17 protein-coding genes are annotated in these 17,587 nt (G+C 42.9%); 7 read left to right on the forward strand and 10 right to left on the reverse strand.

Translation table 11 applies throughout. The annotated features are described in order from the left end of the window. Positions 1-247: 247 nt before the first annotated feature. Positions 248-559: a hypothetical protein gene (locus tag CLV51_RS28910; RefSeq protein WP_146151284.1), complete on the forward strand. Its 312-nt coding sequence runs from the start codon at positions 248-250 to the stop codon at positions 557-559. Between the two features lie 264 nt (positions 560-823). On the opposite strand, the gene CLV51_RS13945 is transcribed toward CLV51_RS28910, so the two are convergent. From CLV51_RS13945 to CLV51_RS13965, 5 genes are all read right to left on the reverse strand, one after another. Further along, complete coding sequence (locus tag CLV51_RS13945) at positions 824-1,738, reverse strand: bestrophin family protein (RefSeq protein WP_106528626.1); 915 nt, start codon at positions 1,736-1,738, stop codon at positions 824-826. Between the two features lie 10 nt (positions 1,739-1,748). Further along, the gene (locus tag CLV51_RS13950) at positions 1,749-2,234 is read right to left on the reverse strand and encodes a hypothetical protein (RefSeq protein ID WP_106528627.1); all 486 of its coding nucleotides are present in this window, start codon (positions 2,232-2,234) and stop codon (positions 1,749-1,751) included. Positions 2,235-2,344: 110 nt separating this feature from the next. Then, positions 2,345-3,703, reverse strand: coding sequence for a sensor histidine kinase (locus tag CLV51_RS13955; protein WP_106528628.1), 1,359 nt, complete (start codon positions 3,701-3,703; stop codon positions 2,345-2,347). Beyond that, positions 3,687-4,403: a response regulator transcription factor gene (locus tag CLV51_RS13960; protein WP_106528629.1), complete on the reverse strand. Its 717-nt coding sequence runs from the start codon at positions 4,401-4,403 to the stop codon at positions 3,687-3,689. Before CLV51_RS13960 ends, CLV51_RS13955 begins: the two co-directional genes overlap by 17 nt. A gap of 81 nt (positions 4,404-4,484) precedes the next feature. Further along, positions 4,485-5,063: a histidine phosphatase family protein gene (locus CLV51_RS13965; RefSeq protein WP_106528630.1), complete on the reverse strand. Its 579-nt coding sequence runs from the start codon at positions 5,061-5,063 to the stop codon at positions 4,485-4,487. Between the two features lie 280 nt (positions 5,064-5,343). On the opposite strand from CLV51_RS13965, the gene CLV51_RS13970 reads away from it, so the two are divergent. Then, positions 5,344-6,477: a terpene synthase family protein gene (locus CLV51_RS13970; RefSeq protein ID WP_106528631.1), complete on the forward strand. Its 1,134-nt coding sequence runs from the start codon at positions 5,344-5,346 to the stop codon at positions 6,475-6,477. A 7-nt stretch (positions 6,478-6,484) separates the two neighbouring features. Here the strand turns inward: CLV51_RS13970 and CLV51_RS13975 are convergent, their stop codons facing one another. Further along, positions 6,485-8,215, reverse strand: coding sequence for a hybrid sensor histidine kinase/response regulator (locus CLV51_RS13975; RefSeq protein WP_106528632.1), 1,731 nt, complete (start codon positions 8,213-8,215; stop codon positions 6,485-6,487). A 295-nt stretch (positions 8,216-8,510) separates the two neighbouring features. Between CLV51_RS13975 and CLV51_RS29155 the strand changes: the two genes are divergently transcribed. Together CLV51_RS29155 and CLV51_RS13980 are read left to right on the forward strand one after the other, a co-directional pair. After that, positions 8,511-8,678 carry a hypothetical protein gene (locus tag CLV51_RS29155; protein WP_158267018.1) on the forward strand — a complete coding sequence of 56 codons (168 nt, stop codon included), beginning with the start codon at positions 8,511-8,513 and terminating at the stop codon, positions 8,676-8,678. A gap of 112 nt (positions 8,679-8,790) precedes the next feature. Beyond that, positions 8,791-9,864 (forward strand): class I fructose-bisphosphate aldolase, encoded by a 1,074-nt coding sequence (locus CLV51_RS13980; RefSeq protein ID WP_211301993.1) that lies wholly within the window; start codon positions 8,791-8,793, stop codon positions 9,862-9,864. Between the two features lie 375 nt (positions 9,865-10,239). Here the strand turns inward: CLV51_RS13980 and CLV51_RS13985 are convergent, their stop codons facing one another. Further along, positions 10,240-11,490, reverse strand: coding sequence for a glutamate-5-semialdehyde dehydrogenase (locus CLV51_RS13985; RefSeq protein ID WP_106528634.1), 1,251 nt, complete (start codon positions 11,488-11,490; stop codon positions 10,240-10,242). A gap of 12 nt (positions 11,491-11,502) precedes the next feature. Beyond that, positions 11,503-12,537, reverse strand: a complete 1,035-nt coding sequence (gene proB, locus CLV51_RS13990; protein ID WP_106528635.1) for a glutamate 5-kinase — start codon at positions 12,535-12,537, stop codon at positions 11,503-11,505. A gap of 152 nt (positions 12,538-12,689) precedes the next feature. On the opposite strand from proB, the gene bla reads away from it, so the two are divergent. The 3 genes from bla to CLV51_RS14005 are packed head-to-tail and all read left to right on the forward strand — an operon-like array spanning position 12,690 to position 15,646. Then, positions 12,690-13,589, forward strand: coding sequence for a class A beta-lactamase, subclass A2 (gene bla, locus CLV51_RS13995; RefSeq protein WP_211301994.1), 900 nt, complete (start codon positions 12,690-12,692; stop codon positions 13,587-13,589). A gap of 6 nt (positions 13,590-13,595) precedes the next feature. After that, positions 13,596-14,276, forward strand: coding sequence for a response regulator transcription factor (locus tag CLV51_RS14000; protein ID WP_106528636.1), 681 nt, complete (start codon positions 13,596-13,598; stop codon positions 14,274-14,276). Positions 14,277-14,278: 2 nt separating this feature from the next. Continuing rightward, positions 14,279-15,646, forward strand: coding sequence for a sensor histidine kinase (locus tag CLV51_RS14005; protein WP_106528637.1), 1,368 nt, complete (start codon positions 14,279-14,281; stop codon positions 15,644-15,646). 230 nt (positions 15,647-15,876) lie between these two features. Here the strand turns inward: CLV51_RS14005 and CLV51_RS14010 are convergent, their stop codons facing one another. Together CLV51_RS14010 and CLV51_RS14015 are read right to left on the reverse strand one after the other, a co-directional pair. Next, the gene (locus CLV51_RS14010; RefSeq protein WP_146151285.1) at positions 15,877-16,395 is read right to left on the reverse strand and encodes a hypothetical protein; all 519 of its coding nucleotides are present in this window, start codon (positions 16,393-16,395) and stop codon (positions 15,877-15,879) included. Between the two features lie 76 nt (positions 16,396-16,471). After that, positions 16,472-17,566 carry an alkene reductase gene (locus CLV51_RS14015; RefSeq protein ID WP_170115332.1) on the reverse strand — a complete coding sequence of 365 codons (1,095 nt, stop codon included), beginning with the start codon at positions 17,564-17,566 and terminating at the stop codon, positions 16,472-16,474. Between the last annotated feature and the right edge of the window lie 21 nt (positions 17,567-17,587).

Raw genomic sequence — 17,587 nt, forward strand, 5'->3', positions numbered from 1 at the left:
AGCTTAAATTATCAAAATGGAATATCCGGGACTAAATGCAATTAAAACCGCGTTTTTAATTTGCTCATGTACTTTATTATGTCAAATTACATTTGGACAAAAGATAATGATTGATAATAGCACCAATAGGAAATTAAATCTCCAATTGGAAAAATCAATCAATATGCGAAATAGTGTAGATTCAATATGCATGACCTATTCGACCATAACTATTTTTGTTCGAAATAATAAGGTAATTGATTCTGTTATGTTTACAAGAGAGTGCCCGGAATTCATCAAAGTTGCATTTTCTGAAGTTTTACCAGTGTACAAAAATGTTGATTGGAAAAATGTACTTCATCCAGCTACTCCTGATTATGATATTTTACAACCGCTATCCTATAATTATAGTTCCAAAACCTGTACTGATTTAATAACAACTGCTGAATCAAAAAAAATGCTGAAGGCTGATTTAAGCCTTAGAAATAAAAAAACAACCGCATTTGTATTGCTTCCAATAGATATTAAAATGTTTGAATTATGCAACTATAAACTCTCTCCAACACACACTAAGAATTAATTTTTTGTGAAATATTTTTACTATCAAACTTGGTAAATAGTACAGCGAAGGAGACGAAAAGAAGAAGCCACCAAACGATATCAAAAACAGGATCATTGATGATTTTCATAATTATAGGGATAGAATAATTTTGCGAAGATCGGGTTTAAAGCGAATTATCTTATGCGGACATGCAAAAAAAATAAACCCTGGTATTTACCAGGGTTTCCGTCATTACGCTATAAATTGCGCCCCTATTATCTGGCGTCTTAACACAAATAAATTTTAAAGCACATAATAATTAGATACTTCCGTTTGTTCTTCCGGCATATTATATTGTTCATGTAACATCTGTCGCAGATCTTTTTCTATATTACGTGCAATCGTAGTAACAGGCGTATCGGTTGGCTTGTTTTCAAACGGATCCTGCAGATTAATACCCATTTTTTCAATCAGCAGGAAAGACGCTGCTATGGCTACTACCATCGGAATCTCCATAAAACCTAATATATCTATCAATGCAAACGGCAGTAACATAATAAAGAGGATCACGGTGAAGTGCGTGTACAAACTATAGGTAGCAGGGAACACGGTGTTTTTAATCCTTTCACATTTACCCATTGCATCACATAAGCGCGACAACGTTTTATCTATGGCAATCTGCTGGTATTGATTGATCCAACCCTGTTCCAGGGCGTGTTTCAGGTCTTTACCATGTAAAAGCAACAAGGCAGCCGGTACGTTATCATATCTCATCACATAATTAAGCTCGCGTCTTGATAGTAGTCTGTCAAGACCTTTGAGCGGATCTGTCTTTCGTAACGTTTGGCCAAGGCTATAACACCAGGCTGCCTGTCGCTTTACAAAGCGCTCCTGAAAATGCTGCATCTCCTCCGACTGATACGTTGCATCCATCAAACTTAGCATCTGCCGCGTCAGTGAGCGCGAATCATTTACAATGGCTCCCCAGATAGTTCTGGCTTCCCACCAGCGGTCGTATGCCTGGTTGGAGCGGAACGCGAGCAATAATGACAGCACGGTTCCCAGCACCATCGGTACACCTAACGGAATCACCAGGTTGGTGAAATCGTATTGGTAATAAAGGATATTGATCACCAGTGAATATATTGTCACCAGCAGGAGCTCATACCGGATCTTACCAAATACATATTTTAAGGGGATGTTTTTTTTCAGTAGCATGATATTACTTTTATTCTGTTGCCAGCAAAAGTGCTGATATGGTGGATTTAGCCGCCATAGGTTTACTTCTTAGCAATTGTATCTTCATCACAGGGTATTTGCATTTGCTGATCAGTTTCTCCGGATCATAACTTCTTTTGGAAGGAGGGTTGTATCCGTGATCAGCAGGTTGAATGATCAGGTCTATATTTTGTGCCTGCAGAAAATTGCGGAAAGCCGCACGGGTATTGCCGTGAAAGAATTCTACTTTCAGCTGGTTAATAGCAGATGAATATTTATTACGGATAATTTCGCAGCCATCCCGGAAGTCAGCTGTGATCAGCTCCGTGTGCCTGCTGTTACGGGTGTACGTAATGAGGTCAAACAAGGAATCCGGCATTTCCAGGGCATGCATAAATATAATATTCACCGGCTCGTACGGATGTTGTGCTACAATACTGTGTACATAGCTCAGAGAGCGAATGGAGAAGTCTGTTGGTATTAGTATGTTTTTCATGTCTGGTAACTTTTATAACAGCAAAATTATTGCTGCGTAGTAAGTAACCAGTAAGAGCGAGGTTAAAAGGAGGTAAGAATGTGGTAAGAATCCGGTAAGAAAAGCAGCGGCTACCGTGGAAGTTCCACGCTGATCTCTGTTCCCACGTTTACCTGGCTGTTCACGATGATGTCGCCTTTATGCATTCTGATGATATTCATGGCCAGTGGCAGCCCAATACCGTAGCCCTTGAAACGTCCTGTATTAGAGGCGCGGAAGAAAGGAGAGAAGATGTAGGGGAGATCTCCGGGAGGAATACCGATGCCCTGATCTTTTATGATGATGATATTTTTCTTTTCCGTGGCGGCAAGTGCCATAGACACTGGTTGATTGTTGGAATACTTTACAGCATTCATCACTATGTTGCTCAACGCAAGCTCCAGCAGCTGTGCATTTCCGGGGATGACTAACTTTTCTTCTTCCTCCGGAAAAAGACTGTAATCAATGGTTACGAGGTTACCAGGACTCATTTTATCGATGGTATACTTCACCGTAAATAATAGCTCGTCGCTACGGATCAGGCCCCAGTCCTGCTTTTTACCATCAAAACCAGTTTGGGCCAGGTGCAGCAGACTTTTGGTAATATGTTCCAACCGGCCAGCTTCGTTGAGGATATTTTGTAAGGAATAGATATATTTTTCTGCAGTGCGTTCCTTATTAAGGGCCAGCTCTGCTTCGCCAATAATGGCCGTGAGCGGGGTGCTTAGCTCATGAGAGGCATTGCTTACAAAATTATTCTGGGTTTCAAAAGCCGTCTCCAGCCGGTCCAGCATATTATTGAATGTATTAGCCAGGTCATTGATTTCATCGCCGCTGCTATCTACGTTTAGCCGTAAGTGTAAGTTGCGTGAACTGATATTTTTTACCTGTACCATCATATGCCGGATAGGCCGCAGGATGTATTTTGAGAAGAAAATACCTGCAGCAACCAGGATAATGCCCGATACAATGGAGCAGATGAGCAGTATCTTTCGTAACCACGACAGGTACTCCACACTATACTGATTAATAGCGGATACAATCACGATATACAAGCCCTGTTTGCTTTTATACAACACGCCTTCATAGAAGCGGTCGCCTTGCCGGTAGGTAGCTTTATTTTCCCTGCGTACCTGTTCGTAGAAGGAGTCGGGCAGGGTAAGGTGTTCGTCTTTGCGTACAATACCGTTGGTAGTTACCTGCAGGAAATATTCTTTTTCGGCAGGTAATTTTTCGAGATGTTCTTCGCGTATTTCGTTATAGATAACGGAGTCGGATTCGTAATAGGGGAGTGTAGCTTTAGCAGTAAGATAGGCGCGTATTTCCAGTCGTTTGTAGAAGTCTTCGAAAGAGTGCTGGTTGGCAAAATAATATACCAGTATACTCATAACGAGTATCGTAGAGATAGTTAAACCGGCAAATACGAGTAATATCTTAGTACGTATCTTCATCCGTTTTGTTTTCTTTTAGCATGTAACCCAGTCCCACTACCGTTTGTATTAGTTCTGCCGGATTGTTTTTATTTATTTTTTTACGGAGATAATTAATATAGACATCTACTACTTTGGTGTTCATATTAAAGTCGATGCCCCATACCTGTTCCAGGATTTCCATGCGTGACAGTACTTTCCTCGGATTTTTAAGCAGATATTCCAGCAACCGGTATTCAGTAGCGGTAAGTTGTATGTTTTTTCCCTGCCTGTTGGCGGATTTGGTATCCGTATCCAGTTCCAGGTCGGCTATTCTGAGTACGCCCGGAGGGGTAACGGGAACGGCTATACCAGCATTGCTTTTCCTCCGCAATAAGCTACGGATGCGGGCTTCCAGCTCCTGTAATTTGAATGGCTTAACGAGGTAGTCGTCTGCACCGCTATCCAGTCCCATGACAATATTTTCTGTAGTGCCCAGGGCGGTGAGCATGAGTATAGGCATCGTTACCTGTGCTTTGCGCAGGGACCGGCATACTTCTATTCCGTTCATGCCGGGCAACATTACATCCAGTATGATGAGCAGAAATGAAGGGTTGTCGAGCGCCATTTGCAGGCCGCTATTGCCATCCAGGGCTACGCTTACTTCGTAGCCGGCTTCGGAAAGCCCGCGGGTAATGACAGATACTACAGCAGGTTCATCTTCTATTAATAATACTTTCATGCCTGGCAAATATAATTACGAATTACGAATTACGGATCGAAGCGATCTTCGGATATAACCGCAATTTGTAATTCGTAATTCTTATTCGAGGTGGCTGATGCAGTTAAATAGCTCACAATGCCAGCTATTGTTGATGAATTGCAGCCTGGTGATGGATGTATTTTTCATATTGGGAACGGGTAGCATATCGGGGAACAAGGCGGCCAGCAATTGTCGTATAAAACTGCCATGGCTCACCAGTAGCATGTTTTTACCTGCATTGTCGGTAAGTATTTCCCGGATAAATGCGAGGCCGCGGTTAACCACAGCTTCATTGCTTTCCATGCCCAGGTCCAGTTTTTTCCATTCCTGGCCCCATTTGTGTACACGGTCTTCTTCGGTAGTGCCTTCAATGAGGCCACCACCGGCTTCGCCCAGTCTTTTATCTTCTTCTACGGTATCAATCCCCAGTTCCTGCGCTATGATAGCCGCTGTTTGCCTTGCCCGCAGCAGGTGGCTGGAGTACACCAGGTCCCATTCCTCACCCATGAGCCGTTGTCCCAGCCTGAGCGCCTGCAATATGCCTTCTTCATCCAGTGGGATGTCTGAATGGCCTTGCAGTCTGCCGGCTTTGTTCCAGGAAGTGGTTCCATGACGGATAATCGCAATACGGGTCGTCATACTTAGGTCTTTTTTTATCATTCCGGGGGACAAATATATGTAAATAGACGTGGGGATAATAATGGAATCGCCGGCAGCAGTAATATTTCAGTCAGCCGTGGTATATTAATGTATAATAGATTTGTCCAAATTAGCTATTATCCGATATTCCCTTTCATCGTTGAATGTTTTAGTACCTGTCAGAAGCCAGCACTCCTTTAACCGATTTAACCGAATGCAATCAATTATCGTATTTACAGATATGTAATTATCATCATTTCTTACTTTAAAACTAACACTTATGAAACAAAATGTTCAGAGGACGGCGCATGCCAAAATGCAAAAAATCCAAAAAGAGTATGCTGCTGTAATGGCTGAGGGAAAAACCTGTTTTTCCTTATTACAATTATTTAATCACGATGAATTCAGACTCGAAGAGTATTGCCGGTCTTTTAAAAAACATCCATTCGCATCTTCACTGGCAGAGGCAGCCCGATCATTTGGAACGGATTATAACATTTGGATTGATAATGCGGAACATTATATTACCTGCGCTATTTTTTTGTTCCCCACTGCCGGCCTGGATCGGATGTTACCTATTGTAAAAAACCTGGCAATTGATTATTATCTGAATGATACTATGGGGCGCGAAGTTTTTGATAAACTCACGTTACCGCAGCGGGAATCAGCGGAAAAAGTCATCAGCAGAATGGGTAGTGAGATGGTACTTTCGGCTTCCATTGAGGGATTGGAGCCCATTGAGATAGCCAACAGGGAGGTGCTTGAGTACATGAAAAATACTTCAACACAAGCTTGGTTTGACGAATTTTTGCAATTGTACGCCTATCATATCAAGGTAACCCATAGAAATTGTAACGCTGCTGAGATGGGACATGTTCCATCCATTTCAGAGTATACAGAGAGTCGTTGCCATATGGCAGGAATGCATCACGTGATTAGTTTGATAGATTACAGTGAAGGCCAGTTTATAGATCAGGAATGGTTGATTAGAATAGGAGCCGCCTTGAAGTTAAAAAGATTGCAGTATGTTACCGCTGCTATAGGGGGCTTAATGAATGATTTATTCTCTTTTGAAAAAGAAATTATTGATAACAGCGCTGACTCAAATTTGGTAATGGTAATAGCGCTCAATAATCCTTTCATCGCACTTACAGAAGTCTTATTGCAGGCATGTGGTATTGTACAGGATCTGTTGCGTGAGTTTATATCCTTACTGAAAGATGTTCGGGAATTATGTGATATAGCAGTGGTTATCGATGAAGATATGGCGCAGCAGTTGCATAAGCACCTGGATGGCTTGGAACGCTGTGTGCAGGCTAGTTGGGTATGGCAAGTACATACTTTACGCTATAAGCGGCCAAATTCCATATGGGCAGAAACACAACTGAAAGAAGTAATGAGAAGAGCAGTTTAAGAAATGATTATTCCTGTAACTCCTCATCGTAATGGTGTACATGCTGATTCATTATTGTCAACAAGTCTTTGTGATTAATAGGTTTTTCAATAATTGCATTGGCGCCAGCTATCATCAGGGCCTTTTGTGATTCAGCGTATATATCACCGGTAGCGATTATTACAGGAATATTTTTATATGCCGGCGTACTCTTTAACACCTTCAGGGTTTCTTCTCCATCCATTACTTCCATGTGATAATCCATAATGATTATGTCGGGAATGTTTTTTTTAATCTCCTCTAATACTTCTAATCCATTAGAGGTGATAGTAACAGTACATCCTGTAGAATTAAAAAACAGGGTCAATAATTTTGCATTGAGTTCATTGTCTTCCGCTATCAGTACATGAATGTTGCTGAGGTCCTGCCCTGTACTTTCCCCTGTTTCTTCAGGTATTATATCCTCCATTGTTCCCGTTTTCAAAGGCAAATTAAGCGTGAAGCAGACGTCTCCTGCAGTAGAACTTTCTGCACTAATCGTTCCGTTCATGGAGTTTACCTTGTTTTTTACAATGTATAACCCCAGTCCTGTTCCCTCTGTATATTTGTTCTTATTTGTAACGAATGGCTCGAAAATGCTATTTAGTTTTTCAGCAGGAATAGGGCTTCCCTGATTCATGAATTGCATTTGCCATTTGTCCATATTACACTTTACCCTTACGTTTACTGTGCTATTTTTATTTGCATATTTAATTGCATTGGCTAGCAGATTGGTAATCACCTGGTTGAGTTTTAAAGTATCTCCAATAACTACGGCAGGCATATCTTCAACCAACAAGTGTATCTTGATATTCCTTGATCTGGCGATTATTTTATTTACTTCTATTATTTTAGATATGAAGGGAGTGAGCTCAAAAGCCTCAATAGATACGGATTCTGTTTTTCCTAATTCTATTTGCGCCATATCGAGCACATTATTAATAATATGACGGGCATTGTCGCTGGCAGTAAGTAAATGATCCACCAGTGGGGCTATCTTTTTTAGATGCGCATCCAGTTTTATTTCTCTCTTAATCAGTTGTGCTACTCCGTATATGGCATTGAGCGGAGTCCGCATTTCATGTGTAACCTGGTACACATACATTTTTTTGAAATGATTGGCTTTATGTAATTCGTCATTACTTTTAACGTAAGGTCTGCCAACGATGAGAATAAGCAACATTACACCTACTACAGATAAAGCTTTAAATATTACAGCTGTTGTATGGTCCAGGGGAATTAATGTTACTAAATTATTGTAATAACTCACTTCCAGTACTAAAAGAATAAACATAGAAGTGCCAATACATATGCGCCTGATCATTTCATCTTTAAATATCAGAAAAGTGATGAGGAACAGGAAGATAACCATGGCTTGCAGCTCAATAACATTTCCCAGAAGCAGGCCAAAGTATAGTGACGCTAAGCATTGTGTGAAAAAAGTAATTAAAGAAGCGACATTATATTTTTTGTAATGATTGAAGAATATAGGAGAAACTGCTAATATCGCCTCAATAGAGGCTGGCAGTAATATAGAGAGCTGCGATGTCAGTGAATAATAAATAATACCAACTGAAACGATCAGTATAACTAATGCCAGACTGAGTGTGTTCACCAATGTTATCCTTGTGGCTAATTCTTGATCAACAATACCGTGTGTGCCTGTGTAAATAATATTGTTGACAGATTTCTTTATCCGGTCAATTATAGTCATACTCATGGTAATTCGTCGTAGGGTTTTAAGGCAATAAAATCAGGATAGACTTATAACGTGAATGAAATATTGTTATTGTTGTAGGCTCTTCTGCTGTAAATATTGGGCTTCTAACATGAACGCTCTTCTAGGGTTATTTCCACTTGATAGTATTTTGAGATATATCCGCCTTGTTTATTGATCAGGATTGGATATCCTTCTTCCAAAGTTATATTATTATTTCTTTTGAAAGGCAAATGCAAATTATTTTTTTTAGAAAGATGATAAATCCAGAGTTATAAGTAATTATTAAATTTGTTCTATGGAAGTATGTATCAATCCTAACGAAGAAGAGCACGGCACACCGGAACCGGCCGTGACAGAAGAATCTATCATCCATGATGGCTCAGGAGGCGCATTTGAAGGCACTGAACTGGTAACAGAAGAAAGGGAGGAAACACCGCGGAAAAAAGAACCCACACCTTACTGATATTTTATTTTCCTCCCCGGTTCGCTAACAAAACAACAAAAAGCTGCTTATCTGGCTATGTTTTTGTGCGGCATTAAATCCTTAAATTAGTCCTACTAAAAAATGCATGTTTATGTTATCCTTGGAAAAAATCAGCGAATTATTAGGAAAAGATAGTGATATCCTGCTGCAACATGAGAGCAAGACCATCTCCAAAGACTTGCTGCACCTGCCCGGGCCGGATACGGTTAATAAAATATATCAGCCCTCCAGCCGCAATCCGCAGGTACTGCGCAGCCTGGGACAGCTATTTAATCACGGTCGTTTGGGAGGAACAGGCTATATGTCCATTTTACCGGTAGATCAGGGCGTGGAACACAGTGCAGGCGCATCTTTTGCAAAATATCCTGCTTACTTTGATCCTGAAAATATTGTGAAACTGGCCATAGAAGGCGGTTGCAACGCAGTGGCTTCTACATTCGGGGTATTGTCTGCGGTATCACGTACCTATGCCCACCGCATTCCGTTTATTGTAAAGCTGAATCACAATGAACTCCTTACATATCCCAATAAGGCCGATCAGGTAATGTATGGCACGGTGCAGGAAGCCTGGAATCTGGGCGCAACAGCGGTTGGAGCTACCATTTATTTTGGTTCCGACCAGGCAGACCGGCAGCTGGTAGAAGTGTCGCAGGCTTTTGAACTGGCGCATGAACTGGGCATGGCCACCATTCTGTGGTGTTATCTTCGTAATGATGCCTTTAAAAAAGATGTGGATTATCATTTATCAGCAGATCTTACGGGGCAAGCCAATCACCTGGGCGTAACGATCCAGGCAGACATCATCAAACAAAAACTACCCACTGTCAACGGCGGCTACAAAGCGCTGAACACAGGCACTTCTTCTTATGGCAAGCTGGATGAGCGCATTTATACCCAGCTTACTTCCGATAATCCAATTGATTTGTGTCGTTACCAGGTAGCCAACTGTTATATGGGCCGTATGGGACTTATCAACTCCGGCGGCGCCTCGGAAGGGGAACTGGATCTGGCAGATGCAGTGCGCTCTGCTGTCATCAACAAAAGAGCCGGTGGCGCAGGACTGATCTCCGGCCGTAAAGCTTTCCAGCGTCCTATGGCAGAAGGCACTGCATTGCTGAATGCGATACAGGATGTGTATTTGAATGCACAGATAACGGTAGCGTAATCTGAACTATGATTTTTGTGATTAGTATGATTATCCTGATGAGCGAAGAATGTCTGAACTGTGATTTTTGTGATTGATATGATTATCCTGATGTGCAAAGATCTTAGCGGATGTTGTCTGAACCAGGATTTAACGGATTGAATGGATTACCCTGATGGGCGTTATGTTGTTTTATATCGAAGATATCCGCGAAAATCTTCTCTTTGATCTTCGGCACCCATCAGGGTAATCCATTCAATCCGTTAAATCCTGGTTCAGACAACATCCGCTAAGATCTTTGCACATCAGGATAATCATATCAATCACAAAAATCACAGTTCAGACATTCTTCGCTCATCAGGATAATCATACTAATCACAAAAATCATAGTTCAGACTACTCTCTTACCTGCCCGTTACCGTACACAAACCATTTCTCTGTCACCAGTTTTTCCAATGCAAACGGACCGCGTGCATGTAATTTTTGTGTAGAGATACCAATTTCTGCACCCAGTCCGAATACGCCTCCATCTGTAAAGCGGGTGGAGGCGTTTACATAAACGGCTGCTGCATCCACTTCATTGAGGAAACGTTCACTGACTACGGTGTCGCGGGAGATGATCGCTTCTGAGTGGCGGGAAGAATAGGTCTGAATATGTGCCAGTGCGGCGGATGTATCAGGTACCACTTTTACAGAACATTTGAGCGAGAGAAATTCCCGCCCGAAATCTTCCGGTTGTGCTACAAACAATTGCGGATAATTATTTTTTTGCAGTAAAGAATAGGCTAACGGGTCTGCATATACGTCTACTGCATAATGGGCGAGCTGTGGTGCGAGTAATGCCAGGAAGTCGGCTGCCACGGCTTCATCTACCAATACCGTGTCCAGTGCATTGCATACCGACGGGCGCGATACTTTAGCATTGGTGACAATGGCGGCGGCTTGTTGCAGGTCGGCGGTTTTTTCCACGTAAGTATGACAAACACCGGCGCCGGTTTCTATCACCGGTACCCTGGAGTTGGCGCGCACAAATTCAATGAGCTGCTGGGAACCACGGGGAATAATGATGTCGATGTATTTTACAGCAGCCAGCATTTCAGCCACCAGACTGCGGTCTGTGGGGAGTAACTGTACTGTATGTATATCTACCGCAAACTGTTTCAGTATATCCTGTATCAGTTGTACAAGTATCGTATTGGTATAAAAGGCATCTGTGCCACCACGTAATACACATACATTACCGGAGCGGATACACAGTGCGGCTACATCTACCGTAACATTAGGACGTGATTCATAAATTACGCCTACCACGCCAAGGGGTACTGTTTTCTTTTGTACCCGCAAACCGTTGTCCAGCAGCTTTTCGAGCAATAGTTCATTAGCCGGGTCCGGTAATCCGGCGATCTCCTCCAGGCTGGATGCCAGACTGCGTATGCGTGCAGTAGTTAACAGCAACCGGTCTTTTTTCGGATCTTCATCGGGCATCCGGTCCAGGTCTTTTTTATTCTCCGCAATAATGACATCAGATTGTGTCAGTATTATTGCTGATAGTTGCAGCAGTAATGCCTGTTTCTGTGCATCAGGGAGGGTACGTATAGATACGGTCGCCTGCTTTGCCTTTTCCAGTAAGGGTTGTATAGTTTCCATGGTCTATTAGCTTTATAACAGCACAATATCATCGGCGTGGGCCACTTCGGTATTCTGCGCTTTTTGCGTTGTGTCCAGTATCTCTGATGAAATTTTCGCTCTGCCTACGGCAATAGCGATATTTTTTTCATTGACAATCTCTATTACTTCTCCGCATTCAAATTTTTCGAGTACAGCCTGTACACCCACTGCGAGTAAGCTGTGACGCTTTTCCAGGGCTTGCTGTGCGCCGGCATCTATTTGTATTCTGCCGGTTACCAGGCTGCCGCTGGCCAGCCACTTTTTACGGGCAGGCATACTGCAGGGTTGTGGTAAGCACAAGGTACCTGTTTTGCCTGCAATGGCATTGAGAATGCCATCTAAGGTACGGATACCGAATATTACCACTTTAATGCCCATCCTGGTGGCTAAACGGGCAAAAGTGAGCTTGGATACCATGCCACCTAAACCCAGGCTGGATTTCTCTTTATCCGCGAGCCCGAGGGCTGCTTTGTCGATAATATCTATTTGAGGTACTACCTGCCCTGACCTGTCCAGTACACCTGCCACGGAGGTGCTGAACAATAACATAGAAGCACCAAAGCCAACGGCTATCAGGGTGGCCAGTTCATCGTTGTCAGAAAATTTCAGCTCCAGACTGCTCACCACATCATTTTCGTTGGCAACGGGTATGATACCGCTGGCCCACAGTTCTTCGTAGGTACGTTTCAGTTGCAGGAACTGATCTCTGTCGGAAAAATGCTGGCGCTCACACAGGCTTTGGGCGACAGCAATATTATACGGCGCAAAATAACGGCTGTATTTATTCAGCAGTAAAGGATTACCAACGGCGGCAGCGGCTTTGCGCTCACTGATGGTGCCATTGTAATGCCGGAGGAACTGTTTGCCGGCAGCTACTGCCCCGGAAGATACCAGCACAATGTGATAGTCTGCATGTAATTCTGCTACCTGCCGGGCTATACCGGCAATCACCGTCTCGTCCAGATCCCCGTTTTGATGGGTAATGGACGCCGTTCCAAATTTTATAACAAGTATCGGTTTGCTCAATTTATCCAGGATTTGGAGCCCAAAATAATATTAAGGACGCGGATTTCTAAATGTAAAATTGAAGACGGAACTTATTTGGTGGCAAATTGTTCTAATTTTAGTCCGTAGATTGTTTAATTATATTTGATTTTGCAATCAATCCCAGCTTCCATATGATTCGCTATAAGACACTATATTTTCCGGCTATCATGGCCATTTTCCTATTGTTATCAGGCTTATCCTCCGGGCAGCAAACGCTCCGGCAACAGATCGCTGCCATCTCCAAAAATATACCGGCAAAAGTAGGTGTATATGCGATGGTATTGGAAACCGGAGATACGGTGTCCTATAACCGGGACCAGCAATTTCCGATGCAGAGTGTATATAAATTTCCTATTGCCATGGCGATACTGGACCAGGTAGATAAGAAAAAATTTACCCTGGACCAGCCTGTTATGGTTAATAAATCAGACATTATGCCCCGGGGCGTGAGCCCTATCCGTGAAAAATATCCGGTTGGAAATGTGGCTATTCCACTCAGGGAATTATTACAATACAATATTTCAGCGAGCGATGGAACGGCCTGTGATGTGCTGTTACGGCTCTTGGGCGGCACCACCAACGCCAATACGTATGTACGTCAGTTGGGTGTTAAACAAATGACTATCGCTACAACGGAGAAGGAGCAACAGGTAAATGATGAAATGGTGCAGTACCGGAACTGGTCTACACCAGCGGCTATGACGGCCTTATTAACGATCTTTTACGAAGGACAGGTATTATCCGATAGCAGTAACGCGCTGCTATTGGACCTGATGATCACTTCCGGGCCCGGTGCCAAAAGAATAAAAGGATTGTTGCCACCAGGAACGGTAGTAGCACATAAAACAGGTACCTCAGGTACCGCTGGTGGCTTAACCAGGGCCACTAATGACGCAGGCATTATAACGTTACCCAATGGTCATCATCTGGCTATTGCTATATTTGTTGCGGATGCAAAGGCCGATCAGGATGAGCGGGAGGCAACTATCGCAAAAATTACAAAGGCAGCTTGGGATCATTGGACAAAATAAAACAGGATGAAAATTTTAGTGATAGAAGATGAAGAAAGAGTAGGGGCATTGATTCAACGTGGATTAACAGAACAAGGCTATGCCGTTACATTGGCATGGGATGGGGAAGCTGGTCTGAAACTGGCTATGAGCGGCGATTTTGACCTCGTGATTACAGATATTGTGCTGCCCCGTGTAAACGGATTGGAAGTAAGTCGCACTATCCGTGCAGCATTACCTGCCATGCCCATTTTGATGCTGACTGCACTGGGTACTACAGATGATAAGGTAGAAGGATTTGATGCCGGGGCAGATGATTACCTGGTAAAACCTTTTGACCTGCGGGAACTGCTGGTACGTATCCGTGCCTTGCTGAAACGTAATGCCGGTGTGGCTAAACCAGTTAATAACCTGTTGAGCTATGCCGACCTGGAAATGAATCTGCAAACAAAGATCGTTACCCGTAACGGAGAAGAAATAGCGCTTACACCTAAAGAATTCCGCTTACTGGAATATATGATGCAAAACAGTGAAAGGGTATTGTCACGTACAGAGATCGCTGAAAATGTGTGGGAGACACACTTTGACACAGGCACTAATTTCATTGATGTATACATCAACTACCTCCGGAAGAAAGTCGATAAAGCATTTACTGTGAAGCTGATCCACACCAGGCCCGGCATGGGATTCATCTTTAAAGCAGGCTGATAATGAAAATCCGCAACAGGCTCACTTTACTTTTTACCGGTGTGATTGCCGCACTGCTGGTGCTGTTTGCATTGGTAGTATATTTCTCTTTTTCTCATGACAGGGAAGAAGAGTACTATAAAAACCTGCGACAGCAAGCTATTACAAAGGCTAACCTGTTGCTGGATGCCAAAGTAACGCCCGCTGTTTTACAATTGATCTATAAAAATGCCAGTGGTTCCCGCTCCCAGGAAGAAGTAGCCATCTATGATACCGCCTTCCATTTATTGTACCACGATGCCGTGGAAATTGATAAGGTAAAGGAAACGAAAGCGATGATCCGGGATATTACAGATCATAAAGAAATTGAGTTTCACCAGGCAGGGCTGCAGGTAGTAGGTTTTTTATACAGCCATAACGGTAACGACTATATTATTACTGCTGCCGCAGAAGATGAATACGGACTCGCGCGATTGAAAAATCTGACCTGGACACTGTTTATTACTTTTTTTGCAGCGGTGATAGTTGGATTACTGGCAGCACAATTTTTTTCCCATCAGGCCCTGAAGCCCGTTTCTGCTATGGTAGACAAGGTAGAGGTGATTACCGCTACCAACCTGGATCTGCGTTTGGATGAAGGAAATGGGAAAGATGAAATTGCAGAACTGGCCGTTACATTTAACCTGATGCTGGATCGCCTGGAGCAATCTTTTGATGCGCAGAAACATTTTGTTTCCAATATCTCTCATGAACTACGAACACCGCTAACAGCCATGATGGCGGAACTGGAGATCACTGCATCAAGGGAACGGCCGGCAGCAGAATACCGCGCTTCTATGTACCACGCCATTGCTGATGCGCAGCAACTGGTGAAATTGTCCAACAGCCTGCTGGACCTGGCCAAAGCCAGCTACGATCCTGCAGAAATAACTTTCAAAGAGATACGTTTGGATGAAGTGCTGATGGATGCCCGTCGGGATATTTTACAGGCACATCCTGACTACACGATTAAAGTAGTATTTGAAGAAGATGAGGATGATGACGATGTAGTATCTGTTACGGGCAATGAATATTTATTGAAAGTAGCCTTTACTAACCTGTTGGAAAATGGCTGTAAATTTTCTTCGCCACCGGAAGTAACCGTAACGGTTACCTGGTTCAAAGCTTATACCATCCTGCGTTTTACCGATGAAGGCATTGGTGTTTCCAGGGATGATCTGCCACATATATTTACCCCGTTTTACCGGGGTGCCAATCACCGTTTTGTAGATGGAAATGGTATTGGTTTATCGCTTTCGCAAAAAATTATCCGCCTGCACAAAGGTAATATCAGCGTTGTATCACGGCCTGGTAGTGGTACCGTTTTTACTGTAGAACTGCCACACGTTTGATAGATTGTCTTTCCCAGGATTAGGCTGATTATACTGATTACCCTGATTTTGTTTTTTGAATTTTGAAAGATTTAAAAAGATTAGCGAAGATCAGAGCGGGTATAACCGCTTTAATCTTCGCTAATCTTTTTATAATCAAAAAAATAAAATCAGGGTAATCAGTATAATCAGCCTAATCCTGGGAAAGACAATATCCCCTGAAATCTTCGCTCATCATAATAATCACTGTTTTATTTCATGTACCTGTGATATTCATCTTCAAAATCCGTTACATCGGCTTTATGCAATGCATTGCCATCAAACAGCCATACTTCCCAGCTGTATTTAATATCGCTGAGGTTGAGTGTAGTTTTGCTGCCGCTTTTAGAAAGGAAACTAATTTTTCCTCCGGTTGGTTCTAATATTTTTACACCTTTTCCTTCGAGGAAGATGCGTGCGTCTGTCATGTAATTCTGGTAATCATCTGCAATGGTATAAAAAGCTTCTTCTCCATTATCTTTTTTTAATTTTGCCAGTTGGATACTATCTGGTGAATAAAAAATGGCGCAGGGTGTACTGATTTGTGATTTGCTTTCTGTTGCATTGGCAACTGCGTCTTGTTTGGCAGGCGTTTCCTGCGGAGGAGGCGCAGTTGCTGTGCTGTTTTCTATAGGTGCTTTACTTTCGTGACAGGCAGTAAAAGCAAAGAATACTACGGGTAATAAAAGGTGCTTTTTCATAGGCATCATGGACAATAGTTTGTTTGGCATATTTTAGTTCCTTACGGGTGTTGTTATTACAACAGCGCAAGCTTGTAAAGATAATATAAAAATATGCCGGTTGCAACTATTGCGAAATCATCATGAAAGGATAATCAATAAGTCCATTGTCATTACCTTCATAAAAAGTTTTTGTATCACCGGGTGTTAACGGATATTGATACCTGAAACGCTCTACCAGATCAGGATTGGAGATAAATGGCCTGCCAAAGGCAATAAGATCCGCTTCATTTCGTTGCAACGTTTTTTCTGCCGTATCTGCATCAAAGCCACCACTCAGAATAAGCCAGTTTTTGAATTGTTTGCGCAACAAGCTGATGTAATCTTTTGGAATAGGTATATCTCCATTGGAAGATTGATCAGAGAGATGAATATAGCGTATGCCCATATTGTTTAGTTTGGGAATGAGATACATATGTGTAGCGATCTCTTCTTCGTACGCCGGTAAATCATTGAGTGTTGCAAAAGGAGAGAAGCGGACGCCTACCCGGTCAGCGCCGGCAATGGCAACACTTCCTGCTATGACTTCCAGTAAAAAGCGGGTACGGTTTTCTATATTTCCTCCATATTCATCTGTGCGTTGATTGCTGTGCGGATGCATAAACTGTTCCGCCAGGAAACCATGTGCTGCGTGAATTTCTATACCATCAAATCCGGCTGTCAGCGCATTTTTTACTGCCTGTAAATGCAGCTGAATCATTTCTTTTACTTCCACTGTACTCAGTGCTACGGGTACAGTCATTGGCAGTACGCCTTCCGGAGTGGATACAGTTCCGTTTGCAACTACAGCAGATGGCGCCACCAGCGGGCCGCCGCCAGGGAGGTTGAGCGGATGTCCTATTCTTCCGCTGTGTACCAGTTGCAAAAATATTTTTCCACCATTGTTGTGTACAGCAGTTGTTGTTTTTTTCCATCCCGCTATTTGCTCATCGTTGTATATGCCGGGAAGCCGGCTGTATCCCATGCCGTTGGCACTAACAATGGCGTTTTCGGCAATGATGAGTCCTGCGGTAGCCCGCTGTCCGTAATAAGTAGCCATGTGTTCACCGGGAATGCCGTTTATTGCTCTTCTTCTGCTCATGGGCGCCATTACAACTTTATTGTTAAGTGTCAGTGATGGCGATGAGATGGGTTCCAGTAGTTTCATTGTATTTATTTTCATATCACAAAATTATTGAGCGAT

Source organism: Chitinophaga niastensis (genome assembly GCF_003014755.1).
Classification (GTDB): Bacteria; Bacteroidota; Bacteroidia; order Chitinophagales; family Chitinophagaceae; genus Chitinophaga; species Chitinophaga niastensis.